Source organism: Dyella koreensis (genome assembly GCF_044904565.1).
GTDB lineage: Bacteria > Pseudomonadota > Gammaproteobacteria > Xanthomonadales > Rhodanobacteraceae > Dyella_D > Dyella_D koreensis.
Map to the genome: position 1 here is coordinate 248,477 of NZ_JADIKD010000009.1, position 12,601 is coordinate 261,077.

Consider the following 12,601-nt stretch of genomic DNA (forward strand, 5'->3'; position numbering starts at 1 on the left):
TTACGGAGCGACTATTTCTGCTTCACGGTGACGCCGCTCAAGACAGGCGGCGTGCCGCAATGACCACCCCGCAAGGCATCCAGATACGCCGCCACCAGCGTCGTCGTGCTCTGCTGCACACCCGCCGCAAACTGCCCGCCGCCGAAGTTCATATGGTTCGCGCCATCAACCACGGCGAGCCAGCGACACCCCGGACTTAATCCATCAAACGCCTGCATGCGCCAGCGATAGTCGCCGCCCAGCCCTTGATCGCGCGTGCCCGTGACCAACAACATCGGCGCGCGGATCGGCGCCCATGCGCCATCGGGAAACACCGGCCCCGGCCCTTCCTGCGACAACGCCACGTAGGCATCGAAACCGCCTTTCGGCTGCAACCCCAGTTTGTTGCGCGCCCCAGCTTCCAGCATCACCGTGATGGCGCCCATCGAGTGCCCCAGCAGTGCCTTGAACGATGCATGGCAACGCTGCTCCGACCACGCCAGCGCGGCATCGACATCCATAAAGCGCGCCTTGTACGCCGGCGCGTCGGTAACCAGTGCGGTGAGACCACCCTTGAATCCGTCACTGCGCATGTCCTGCTTCAACACCGGCAGGCCACTCTCGCGATGCCCCATCACCAGCACACGCCAGCCGTCCTTGCTCATCGCTTCGCCCACATAACGCAGGCCGCTTTCGCTACCACCCGCGCCGTGAGAAACCAGCAGCAATGGCGGACAACCGTTTGCGCTGACCGGCTCATACACCTGCAGCGGTGTCTGCGCGCCGTCGGCACGCGGCACCGTCAGCCGCTCCGAGGCATGCGCCGCCCAGGCACCGATCAGCAACAGCGCGGCCATCCATATACCTACGCGTAGCGACATACGTCCGCCTCCTCAAGAAGCATCACGTCAACCCACCACATGCTGGTAACGTGGCGCCCTTCCCCGTGACCGGAGCCCGCCATGTCCAGCCTGCTGATCCTGGCCCTGCTAACCGCCGCCGCGGCGGATACCCCCAGCGACGACTTCACAACGCGCGTCACGCAAGCCAAGTTGACCGAAGCCAGCGCCACCGGCCCGGCCTACCAAAAGCAGCTGTGGGACCAAATCGGCAACCCGACCACCGACGCACTCAAGGGCTGCATCAGCTCCCTGCCGAAAGCCAACAAAGCCCCCTTCACCCTCGTCGCCGACGTACAACCCGACGGCAACCTCACCCGCGTCGAAGTCCGCCCCACCACCGACGTCGCCACCTGCCTCCTCAGCCGCTTCGCCACCTGGAAACTGCCAGCACCACCGAGCAGCCCCGCGCCGTATTCGATCGAAGTGGATTTCACGATCACGCACTAGATGCGAAGCGAACCCATGATCGAGCTTCCGGGCTGGAGGACAGGCCCCGTAGAAAACCACCCCAACGTCTGACACTGGTAAAGACGTAGCTACAGAGCGCGCCGCCTGCTCTCAGGCCATTTCTCTTTGGTTACTTTCTCTCTAGGCCCCCTCGGGGGGTTGGGCCAGCAAAGAGAAAGTGACCCGGCTCGCGGCAGCGAGTCGGAAGCCCGCGGCAGGCGAGCCAGGGCACGCAGACGCGACAATCGAAGCACTTCACTACTGGATTCCAGCCTTCGCTGGAATGACGAAGTAGGCGGGAATGGCTCAAGGGCCGCTCCCGCCCCCCACGAGGAAGAGGAAGCCACCCCCACACTTCCGAACCCCCACTAAAAAATTTCCAATCCCCGCCAACCCCGCACCCCATCCCGCCCCACCCCACTTATCCACCGCCTTATGCACAACTTATTGGGTTGACCCACCCCATCCCACCCGATATGTTGTGCCCCGTCGGTGCCACTCTCAGACCCACGGTCGGATTGGCTTAATAGGGAATCCGGTGCGAATCCGGAACTGCCCCGCAGCGGTAAGCAGAAACGAAAGCCCCCATCGCACTGGCCCACTGTGGCTGGGAAGCGGGAGCGAGTAGGCCGGGTCGCAAGGCCCATGTCTGCGAGTCCGAAGACCTGCCGGCACATCGCGAACTGAGCTTCGCGGTGAGTGATGGCGGCTTCCGCGGGGAAGCGCGTCGTGGCGCAGGGCGCGTTGCCCTGCCGATCGACCGTCCGCGCAAATCGCCATCGTCTCAGCCCCTGCGCGCGGGAGCAGGTAGTTGATGAATGTTTTCCCTGGCCTGGAGCGATGCCGCCATGCAACCTATCGATACCGACTCGCGCGAGCGCACTGACGACCGCGCGGACGCATCCGCTTTCCCCGCCGCCGAGGCGGCCCCTGCCACCCACACGCCCGCGGCGATGGAAGCGATCGCGGAAACCCCGTTTGCCCTCACTCCCCCGCACAACCCCGGCCAGATGCGCGTCACCAAGCGCAATGGCGGCCAGGAAGTGGTCGACGTCAACAAGATCGTGCGCGCGGTGACCCGCGCCGGCGAAGGCCTGCACGCGGTCGACCCGCTGCGCGTGGCCCTGAAGACCATCGGCGGCCTGTACGACGGCGCCACCACGCGCGAGCTGGACGAACTGTCCATCCGCACTGCCGCCGCGCTCACTGCCGAAGAACCCGAATACGGCCAGCTCGCCGCGCGCCTACTTGGCGCGTACGTCGACAAGGAAGTGAGCGGCCAGGAAATCCAGAGCTTCTCGCAGTCGATCGCACGCGGCTCGGAACTGGGCATCCTCAACGGTCGCCTGCGCGATTTCGTTGCCGCCAACGCGCGCAAGCTCAACGACGCCATCGACGTCCACGCTACGCGCCGCTTCGAGTACTTCGGCCTGCGCACCGTGTACGACCGCTACCTGCTGCGCCATCCGCAGCAGCGCAAGGTCATCGAGACGCCGCAGTACTTCTTCATGCGCATCGCCTGCGCGCTGGGCGGCAACGAGATCGGCGAGACGCTGGAGCTGTACCGTTTGCTGTCGTCGCTGGAATACATCGCCAGCTCGCCCACGCTGTTCAACGCCGGCACCGCGCACGAACAGCTCAGCTCCTGCTTCCTGCTCGACTCGCCCACCGATTCGCTGGAGTCGATCTACGAGAAGTACGGCGACGTCGCCAAGCTCAGCAAGTTCGCCGGCGGCATCGGCCTGGCCTATTCGCGCGTGCGTTCGCGCGGCTCGCTGATCAAGGGCACCAACGGCCATTCCAACGGCCTGGTGCCGTGGCTGAAGACGCTGGACGCCTCGGTCGCCGCGGTGAACCAGGGCGGCAAGCGCAAGGGCGCGGCCTGCGTGTACCTGGAGCCGTGGCACGCCGACATCGAGGAATTCCTCGAACTGCGCGACAACACCGGCGACGAAGCGCGCCGCACGCACAACCTCAACCTGGCCAACTGGATTCCCGACGAATTCATGCGCCGCGTGGAGAGCGATGGCGACTGGTCGCTGTTCGATCCCAAGATCGTGCCGCACTTCGTCGACAGCTGGGGCGAGACCTTCGAGCGCGCCTATCGCGAAGCCGAAACCAGTGGCCTCGCCGCGAAGAAGGTCAAGGCCCGCGAGCTGTACGCCCGCATGCTGCGCACCTTGGCGCAGACCGGCAACGGCTGGATGACCTTCAAGGATCGCAGCAACGCCACCAGCAACCAGACGGCCAAGGCCGAGAACGTCATCCACCTGTCCAACCTGTGCACCGAGATCCTCGAGGTGACCAACGCGGGTGAGACGGCGGTGTGCAACCTCGGCTCGATCAATCTTGCGCGCCATGTCGTCGACGGCGTGTTCGATTTCGAGAAGCTCGCTGCCACCGCGCGCACCGCGGTGCGTCAGCTGGACCGCGTGATCGATCTCAACTTCTACCCGATCGACACCGCCGCCACCGCCAACCGCAAGTGGCGCCCGGTGGGCCTGGGCGTGATGGGCCTGCAGGATGTGTTCTTCAAGCTGCGCCTGCCGTTCGACTCCGCCGAAGCACTGGCGCTGTCGACGCGCATCGCCGAAGAGATCTATTTCAACGCGCTGTCGATGTCGAACGAACTTGCCGAACAGGCCGGCGCGCATCCGGGCTTCGACGAGAGCCGCGCAGCCAATGGCGAACTGCAGTTCGATTACTGGCAGCAAGCCGCGCCGCACGACACCGCGCGCTGGGATGCCCTGCGTGCGCGCATCAAGCAGCACGGCCTGCGCAACTCGCTGCTGATCGCCATCGCTCCGACCGCGACCATCGCCTCCATCGCCGGCTGCTATGAGTGCATCGAGCCGCAGGTCAGCAACCTGTTCAAACGCGAAACGCTGTCGGGCGACTTCCTGGTAGTGAACCGCCATCTGGTCGACGAGCTGAAGACACTCGGCCTGTGGACACCGGAAGTCCGCGACCAGATCAAGCTGGCCGAAGGCTCCATCCAGGGCATCGTCGCGATTCCGGAGCGCCTGCGCCTGATCTATCGCACCGTCTGGGAGCTGCCGCAGAAGGCCTTGATCGATCTGGCCGCATCGCGCGGTGCGTACATCGACCAGAGCCAGTCGCTGAACCTGTTCATGGAGAACCCGAACATCGGCCAACTCAGCTCCATGTACATGTATGCATGGAAGTCGGGGGTGAAGACCACCTATTACTTGCGCTCGCGTCCCGCCACCAAGATCACCAAGACGACGGTGTCCGCTCCGGCGGCGAAGGTCGAAGCACCCGTGGTCGACCAGGATCAGGCCAACGCTGCGGTGTTCTGCTCACTCGAGAACCCCGAGTACTGCGAAGCCTGCCAGTAACCCATCGCCGGCCGGATCCGGGAGAACCCTTCATGACACTGGAGCGATCGATCATCATCGCTGCCGAACAAGCGCTGTCCATCCACTCGCGCGGCGATATCGCCGACGCCGTGGGCGCCAGCTTTGGCTCGGACGGACTGGTGGTGACGGAAGACGACGTGTCGAAGGATTTCTTCTTGCTCAGCACCGGACTGGCCGGCGAGCTGTTTCAGAAGTTCACCAACTACCGCATCCCCGTCGCCGTGGTGATCAAGGATTTCTCGTCCTACGGCGAACGCTTTGCGGAGCTGGCCCGGGAGCATGCCACGCACGCTTCCGTCCGTTTCGTCCACTCGACGGCTGAGGCGGTCGAGTGGCTGACCTCCCGGTCGGCGGCCTAGCGCGCCCCTGGCGCCAGCCGTCGATATACCTACTAGAACATCTATCGGGAACCACCGTGTCCACTCAGTCCGAACGCAACCAACGCATCCTCGACCCCGGCTTCGAACTCACCCTGCGCCCCATGCGCTACCCCGAGTTCTACGAGATGTACCGCAACGCCATCAAGAACACCTGGACGGTGGAGGAAGTGGACTTCTCGCTGGATGTCACCGACCTCAAGTCGAAGATGTCGGATGCGGATCGCCATCTGATCCACCGCCTGGTGGCGTTCTTCGCTACCGGCGACACCATCGTGTCGAACAACCTGGTGCTGAATCTTTACCAGCACATCAATTCGCCGGAAGCGCGCATGTATCTGTCGCGCCAGTTGTATGAGGAAGCGCTGCATGTGCAGTTCTACCTGACGCTGCTGGACACCTACATTCCCGATCCCGCCGAGCGCCATAAAGCGTTCGACGCGATTCAGAACATCCCCTCGATCCGTCAGAAGGGTGAGTTCTGCTTCAAGTGGATCGACTCCATCCAGAATCTGCATCGATTGGAAACGCGCGAGCAACGTCGGCAGTTCCTGCTCAATCTGATCTGCTTCGCAGCATGCATTGAAGGCCTGTTCTTTTTTGCGGCGTTCGCCTACGTGTACTTCCTGCGTTCGCGCGGCCTGCTGCATGGCTTGGCCTCGGGCACCAACTGGGTGTTTCGCGATGAGTCCGGCCACATGGGCTTTGCGTTCGAAGTGGTGCACACCGTGCGCGCGGAGGAGCCTGAGCTGTTCGATGACGCCATGCGCGTGCAGATCGAGCAGATGCTGGAAGATGCCATCGCCTGCGAGACGCAGTTCGCGGAGGATGTACTTTCCGGTGGCGTGGCGGGTCTGTCGGTGAAGGATATGCGCCAGTATCTGGAGTATTGCGCCGATCAGCGGCTGACTCAGCTCGATCTGCCGAAGAAGTATGGGGCGAAGAATCCGTTCGACTTTATGGATCTGCAGGATGTGCAGGAAGTGACTAACTTCTTTGAGAGGCGGGTGTCGGCGTATCAGGTGGGGGTTGAGGGCGAGGTCGCCTTTGATATGTCGTTCTAGTTGCGCCTTCTTACTTCGTCTTACCGGCGTGTCGATTTCGTCATTCCGGCGTAGGCCGGAATCCAGTGGTGTTGTCGCTCGGTTGTCGCGTTGTTTTGCACTGGTCCGCCTGCGGCGGGCTTCCGTCTCGCTGCCGCGAGCCGGGTCACTTTTCTTTGCTTGCCCAAAGAAAAGTAACCAAAAGAAAAGGCACCCCTCTTGCGCGCCCTCCGGCTTCGCCTGCGGGTTCGTGAGGGTTGGCCGGGCTTTTCGACACGACGTCCCTGTCGTGTCGAAAAGGCGCAGGCGTCCTGCCTGCGCCCCCTTCGGGGCCTGATCGTCCAACCCTCACCGCTCCACAGGGGCCTCGGTTACGGGCTCGCTGACGCATCGCCTAGTAAAGCTTCTGCCCCCTCCCCTGCACGCAGGGGAGGGTTGGGGTGGGGTCTGGGTGCTCGAGATAACGTGGCTATCGATCAACAACTAAGCCGCGCAGTCCATCACGCCCAGCTGTTGTCGTCGAAGCCGATGTCGTCGTTGAAATCGCTATCCGTCTGCGCGAAATCCTGATCGCTGTCGTTCTGCGACGCGCTGTCGTCGTAGAAGTTGTTCTGGGTGATGTTTTCCACCACGTTCGGCTGGTTGTCGCCGAAGAAGCCGCCGCCGTGGTGGCCACCCATCAGGCTTTCAATGCCGTTGAACAAGAACATGCCGCCGGCTACGCCGGCGGCGGTGGTGGCGGCGCTGGCGAGAAAGCTCGGGGCGGCGGCCGGTTGTGCTTGCGGCGCTGGCGCGCCGCCACCGAACAAGCGCTCGCGCCAACCCGGTGCCTGTGCGGGTGGCGGTGTTGCTGACTGCGGTTGGTTCCACGCACCTGCCTGGCCACCGAGGAAACTGCCACCACCCTGCCCGCCAAGCTGCGCCTGCAGTTGGGCGATCTGTGCCTTGGCGTTATCCAGCGCCTGTTGCTGCAACAGGCTGCGCTGGACCAGCAGATATAACGCGTCGGGTTGGCTGGCGAGGCGCTGCTGAATCAGTGCGTCGGCCTGCGGGTCTTTGGCAACGCCGCGCACGGCGGCGAGGCGTTGCAGGAAATCTTCGAGCAGTTGTTGTTCCTGGGGATTCATGGGGTGCGTCCTCGTGGGGATGTGGGATTCGATATCCGGCGGCCAGGCCTGGACACGTCAAAGTCGGATGTATGCCTGCGGCGGATGACATCAAGGTCACCCTGCCATTCGTTGGGATCGTCGGTTCAGTTCGACAAGAAGTTGCGATGCATGCGAATCAGCTTCTGATGACGGCGGGGCGCGTACGCCCCGCCGCGGGTTTTACTTCGACGCTTCGTGCGCCGTGAGGTTCACGAATGGCAGGGCGCCACCGCCGTTGTAGGTCGGCAGGTGGCCGTCCCATTTCTCGATCGCCGACATCTGCACCACGTTCGGGTTTTGCCGCAACGCCTCGCCTTTGAGCGAGATTGCCTTGGCTTCCGCCTGCGCGATGGTCAGTTGTGCCTGCGCCTTGCCTTGCGCTTCAGCCTCCACTTTCTGCGCCTCGGCCTGCGCCTGGGCGACTTCGTTCTGGCGTTGCTCGGCCATCTGCGTCGCCTGGATCTTCGCGTTGATGGATTGCACGACGTTGTCAGGCAGACGCAGCTCACCCACCCAATAAATCTTCTCCAACACAATGCCGACCGGCGCCACTTCATCGGCGACGTCTTTCTGCACCGCGTCGATCAGGCGAGCCTTGCCCTTGCCGTAGACCGATTCGATATCCAGGCCGGAGGCCTCCTTCACCAGCGCGTCGCGGATCATGTTGCGCAGGTAGATGTCGGTGATCTCGTCGATGCCCTTGCGGTACTTCTGGAAGATCAGCGTCACCTTGGACGGATCGATGTGATACGTGATGCCGACGTCGGCATTCACGATCAGACCCTGCGCTGTCTGAAAGCTCAACGACTCATCCACCGGCCGTCCTTCGTTCGACGAGCGCGTGAACGTATAGGTCTGGGTGAACGTGGGGAAGGTGTACATCTCATAGCCCCAGCCTACCCAGTAGCGTCCGGGCGGCAGTTCCTGCAGCGAGCCCTTGCCATCGCCGTACATCTGGAACTTCACGCCGACATTGCCCGCCGGCACCTTGTCGCAGGCGGCGAGCATCAGGGTCGAAAGCGCGAGACACATCATCAACGGGCGTTTCATGGTTCGATCATTCCTTGTGACTGAGAAAGCGGCGCATGAAGCGATAGCTCCACGCCGCAAGCAGGCCGAACAGGACCAGGCCGACGACCACGGCAAGCGTGTTCGTCGCGGAGATCAGTAGCGGACCGATAAAACCGATGTAGAACAGCAGACAGAGCAGCAACAGCCATGGGCTGTCGGCTGCGCGCGAAAACAGCGTCTTCATGACGGCACTCCAGTGCGGTGACGGGGAAGGGTTATCGGCGTGCGCCACATCGCCGCGAATGCACGGCGTGATGATGCGTTCGGCTGACGCCGAAGCACTCAAGGAATCGATGGGCGTTACGCCGGAGGGCGTTGGCTAGATGGGCATGGCCCGGCGCTGCGGCGCGTAGATCGGCTGCGACACGCAGCGCGAGGAAAGAAGCGAACGACGAACGTCGAAAGTCTTCATATGCGCACTCCAGTGCGCGAGGCAGGTGACGACGGCGGCGGATTCTACTCTCGAAAATTTGGAGTGGCGCGATTTCGCTACATCATTACGTTGGGTGTAATGCGAGAAGCTGAGAGGTTGGCTCAAGTACTCACCCCCTCCCAACCTCCCCCTGTCCCACGGGACTAGCTTCGCGTCGCAAGCAGGGGGAGGGGCAAAGAGCTAAGGACTTGCGACACTTGCTCCCTCCCCTGCTCGCAGGGGAGGGTTGGGGAGGGGTAACGCCCTTGTGACATCGCCTCCCTGCCGCCCGACCTATTGACTACACCTGTAGTCAAGGCGTAGCGTGCCTACACCTGTAGTCACCCGGCGTCACGATCATGTCCAAGCCTTCCATTGGCGACCAGGAACTCGCCCTGCTCCACTACCTGGCCGAACACGAACCCGTCTCCGTGGGCGAAGTCGCCAGCGGTTTCGGCGAACCGCGCGGCCTGGCGCGCTCCACCGTGCTCACCATGATGGAGCGTCTGCGCAGCAAGGGTTATCTGCGCCGCCGGCAGGCCAGCGGCATGTATCGCTACAGCACCGCCACCGGCCCGGGCGAAGCGATGCGGCAGGCGGTGGGGCAATTCGTGGAGAACACCTTGTCCGGCTCGGTCTCGCCCTTCGTCGCATGGATGTCGGAGAAGGCCGAAGTCAGCGACCACGAGCTGGCCGAGCTGCAAGCACTGGTGAACCAGCTTCAATCGCGACGCAAGGAGGGCTGACATGGACAGCTTCAGCGCTTTTGCCGACGCCGTTTTCCCCCGCCTCGTTTGGACGTCCATCCAGGCCGCCGTTCTGATCGCGGCGCTGTGGTGGATCGGCCGCCGCGTGCCGCGCCTGTCGCCCGCCATGCGCTGCATGATGTGGTGGCTGGTGGCATTGCAACTGCTGCTTGGCTTGTTGCTGGCCAAGCCGCTGGAACTCCCATTGCTGGCGCCGCCATCGGCCTTGCCCGATGTCGCCAACGTCGCCGTAGCGCATCGTGACCGCACCGAAATCATCCAGGCCATCGAGACCCCGGTGGTCGCGGCGCCAATCGTGACCGAGACGCATACCATCGCGCCCGCATCCACACCGTGGCCCTGGCGCGAAACGCTGGTGGCACTGTGGCTGCTCGGCATGGCGGCGCAACTGCTGCTGGCCCTGCGTCAATGGCGCGAGACGCGCGCCGTGATCCGCGGCTCGATGCCGCTCCACGACGACACGATGCACGACCTCTGCGCCCAGCAAGCACACGCGCTCGGCCTGCGCCGCTGTCCGGAACTGCGCCAATCGGATGCCATCGTCTCGCCGCAGGTGACTGGACTATGGCGTCCGCTGGTGTTGCTGCCCGCCGAACACACGCTGGCACCGGCGGAAGCGGCGATGGCGCTTGCACACGAGCTGGCTCATCTGCGTCGCGGCGATCTGTGGCTCGGCTGGGTGCCGGCGATCGCGCAGCGCGTGTTCTTCTTCCATCCGCTGGTGGGCTGGGCGATGCGCGAATACGCATTCCATCGCGAAGCCGCCTGCGATGCGCAGGTACTGCGGCAGTCGCGCGCCGAACCACAGGACTACGGCCGTCTGTTGCTGCGTCTCGGTGTGGCCTTCCCTGTGCCTTCCGGCCTGGCCGGTGCATCTCCCACGTTTCAGAACCTGAAAAGGCGACTGCTCATGTTGCAGCAATCCGTCAACGACACCACGCCGCGCGTGCGCGGCTGGCTGCTGGTGGCGCTGGTGGCGGCGGCCGGCGTGCTGCCCTATCGCGTCACCGCGCGCGGCATGGAGATCAACAACAGCAACGTCAATCCCGGCATGAGTGAAACCTCGCAGGACGCGACGCCAGCCAAGCGCACCTCCGACAGCACCGTGTCGACGACTGACGAAGTGCCACCGCCCCCGCCGATGCCGGATATCCCGCCGCCGCGCAGTGCGAAACCTATGGGTGTGGCGGCGCATCCCATGCCCACCCCCTCTCCGGTCGCCACGCCCAAGCCGGCACCCGCACCACGCGAGATGGTCGCGGCCTCGCCGACACCGCAGCCCTATCCGATACCCGCGGTACCGCCCGTGCCCGCGACGCCAGCCACACCGGCGACGCCCGCTACGCCTGCGACACCGCCCACGCCGCCGACGCCTCCCACACCGCCAATGCCGCCCGCACCGTATGCAGCGGACCTCGGCGACGCGCGCCACATGGACATCGATGTGTATACCGGCGCCGAACGCGGCTTCGCTCTGTTCGATCACGACAGCATCACCATGAACGGCGATACCGAGGATCTGAAGATCGCAAAACGCCTTCGTAGCTCGTCATCGGATTCGATGCTCTGGTTCCGACGCGGAAACGCCGCCTATGTCGTGCACGATCGCGACTTCATTCAGCGCGCCAAGGCCGCCTACGCCCCGACCAAAGATATGGCACGCCAGCAGGGTGAGCTGGCCGGCCGGCAAGGCGAACTGGCGGGTCGCCAGGGCGGACTGGGCGCACGGCTGGGTGCGCTTGCCGCGCGGCACGTGGAACTCGAATCGCGCCGCATGGCCATTAACCAAGAGCGCCAAAGCCTGAGCCTCGCGCGGCAAGTCAGTGGTGAAGCAAGTACCGACGCGCAGAACGCCGCGATCGATGGACGCCTCAGCGGCATCGACAGCCAGCTCAGGGATATCGCCAGTCAGCAGGCCGACCTCAATCGCGAACAAGCCGAACTCAACCGGCAGCAAGCCGATCTGTCACGCCAACAGCTGGAGATGTCCAAGCGCCAGCGCGAGATGACGCTTCGCGTGGACGAACAAATGGACAAGTTGCTCAATGAAGCGCTGGCTCAAGGCGTCGCACAACCCGCGGGCAGCCGCTAAGCGATCCACCCACTCTTCCCAGGAGATTCCTCGCCATGCCGCAGCGCTACCAGCCTCTTCGTTCGCCATCCCGCACACGCTGGATATCGGCGGCGCTCGTCACCCTGCTCTGCCTGATGCCTCTCGGTAGCGCCAGCGCGTCTGGCTGGCAGAGCACCTACGTGCCGCCAACGCCACCTACGCCGCCGGCACCGCCTGCGCCACCCTCTCCGCCGCCAGCGCCACCGGCGCCGCCTGCCTATACGGCGGGACTTACCGGCCGCCATATCTCCATCCATACCCATGGCGCCAACGAGGGCTTCGCGTTGATCGACGGCGACTCGGTCACCATCAATGGCTCCGAGCAGGACCTGCACACCATCCAGCAACTGCAGGACAAACGATCCACTTTTCTGTGGTTCCGCCGCGGCGACAAAGCATGGGTGGTCCGCGATCCCGCTTACGTCGCGCGAGCCAAGGCCGCCTACGCCGAAGTGGAAGCCATCGGCCACGAGCAAGGCAAACTTGGCGGCGAGCAAGGCAAGCTCGGTGGACAGCAGGGCAAGCTCGGCGCCGAACAGGGCGCGCTGGGTGCGCGCCAGGGCTCGTTGGCCAGCAAGCAGGCCATGCTTGCCAGCCGCGAAGCCGAGCTCGCCTCCCTCGAAGCCCAGGGCAAGCCGGCCAGCGAGATCGCGGAGGGACGCAAGCAACTGGCCTCCGCCCAGGCAGAGCTCGAAGCCCAACAGAAAATGCTGGGCGACCAGCAGGAAGCGCTGGGCCGCCAGCAAACCGTGCTCGGCAAACAACAGGCATCCCTGGGCGCCGAGCAGGAAGCGCTGAGCAAGCGCCAGGAACGCGCCACCACGCAAGCCAACGAACAACTGCGGAAGCTGATGGACGAAGCCCTGGCCAAGGGCGTGGCGCAAGCGGCCAGCGCGAACTGACACGCTACGCAGACACCAACAAAAACGGCGGCCATGATGGCCGCCGTTTTCTTTTACCGT

General features: G+C 64.1%; 11 protein-coding genes and 1 riboswitch. Of the genes, 7 read left to right on the forward strand and 4 right to left on the reverse strand.

Annotated features, from left to right (window positions below; all coding sequences use genetic code 11):
- Positions 1–11: 11 nt before the first annotated feature.
- Positions 12–860, reverse strand: a complete 849-nt coding sequence (locus ISS97_RS08530; RefSeq protein WP_379985257.1) for an alpha/beta hydrolase — start codon at positions 858–860, stop codon at positions 12–14.
- Between the two features lie 81 nt (positions 861–941).
- Between ISS97_RS08530 and ISS97_RS08535 the strand changes: the two genes are divergently transcribed.
- From ISS97_RS08535 to ISS97_RS08550, 4 genes are all read left to right on the forward strand, one after another.
- Positions 942–1,328 (forward strand): peptidase C13, encoded by a 387-nt coding sequence (locus ISS97_RS08535; protein ID WP_379985256.1) that lies wholly within the window; start codon positions 942–944, stop codon positions 1,326–1,328.
- A 473-nt stretch (positions 1,329–1,801) separates the two neighbouring features.
- Positions 1,802–2,015: riboswitch (cobalamin riboswitch) on the forward strand.
- A gap of 266 nt (positions 2,016–2,281) precedes the next feature.
- Positions 2,282–4,687 (forward strand): ribonucleoside-diphosphate reductase subunit alpha, encoded by a 2,406-nt coding sequence (locus ISS97_RS08540; RefSeq protein WP_379985531.1) that lies wholly within the window; start codon positions 2,282–2,284, stop codon positions 4,685–4,687.
- Between the two features lie 32 nt (positions 4,688–4,719).
- Complete coding sequence (locus tag ISS97_RS08545) at positions 4,720–5,067, forward strand: DUF4180 domain-containing protein (protein ID WP_379985255.1); 348 nt, start codon at positions 4,720–4,722, stop codon at positions 5,065–5,067.
- Between the two features lie 56 nt (positions 5,068–5,123).
- Complete coding sequence (locus ISS97_RS08550) at positions 5,124–6,149, forward strand: ribonucleotide-diphosphate reductase subunit beta (RefSeq protein ID WP_379985254.1); 1,026 nt, start codon at positions 5,124–5,126, stop codon at positions 6,147–6,149.
- A gap of 479 nt (positions 6,150–6,628) precedes the next feature.
- On the opposite strand, the gene ISS97_RS08555 is transcribed toward ISS97_RS08550, so the two are convergent.
- The 3 genes from ISS97_RS08555 to ISS97_RS08565 form a co-directional block, all read right to left on the reverse strand.
- The gene (locus tag ISS97_RS08555) at positions 6,629–7,255 is read right to left on the reverse strand and encodes a DUF2076 domain-containing protein (protein WP_379985253.1); all 627 of its coding nucleotides are present in this window, start codon (positions 7,253–7,255) and stop codon (positions 6,629–6,631) included.
- A gap of 201 nt (positions 7,256–7,456) precedes the next feature.
- The gene (locus ISS97_RS08560) at positions 7,457–8,326 is read right to left on the reverse strand and encodes a prohibitin family protein (RefSeq protein WP_379985252.1); all 870 of its coding nucleotides are present in this window, start codon (positions 8,324–8,326) and stop codon (positions 7,457–7,459) included.
- Between the two features lie 7 nt (positions 8,327–8,333).
- Positions 8,334–8,531, reverse strand: a complete 198-nt coding sequence (locus ISS97_RS08565) for a hypothetical protein (RefSeq protein ID WP_379985251.1) — start codon at positions 8,529–8,531, stop codon at positions 8,334–8,336.
- 587 nt (positions 8,532–9,118) lie between these two features.
- Between ISS97_RS08565 and ISS97_RS08570 the strand changes: the two genes are divergently transcribed.
- From ISS97_RS08570 to ISS97_RS08580, 3 genes are read left to right on the forward strand one after another with little or no spacing between them, the layout of a single operon-like run.
- The gene (locus ISS97_RS08570; protein ID WP_379985250.1) at positions 9,119–9,505 is read left to right on the forward strand and encodes a BlaI/MecI/CopY family transcriptional regulator; all 387 of its coding nucleotides are present in this window, start codon (positions 9,119–9,121) and stop codon (positions 9,503–9,505) included.
- Position 9,506: 1 nt separating this feature from the next.
- Entirely contained in the window at positions 9,507–11,618 is a 2,112-nt protein-coding gene (locus ISS97_RS08575; RefSeq protein ID WP_379985249.1) for a M56 family metallopeptidase, read from the forward strand.
- A gap of 35 nt (positions 11,619–11,653) precedes the next feature.
- Positions 11,654–12,541 carry a hypothetical protein gene (locus ISS97_RS08580; protein WP_379985248.1) on the forward strand — a complete coding sequence of 296 codons (888 nt, stop codon included), beginning with the start codon at positions 11,654–11,656 and terminating at the stop codon, positions 12,539–12,541.
- Positions 12,542–12,601: the final 60 nt, after the last annotated feature.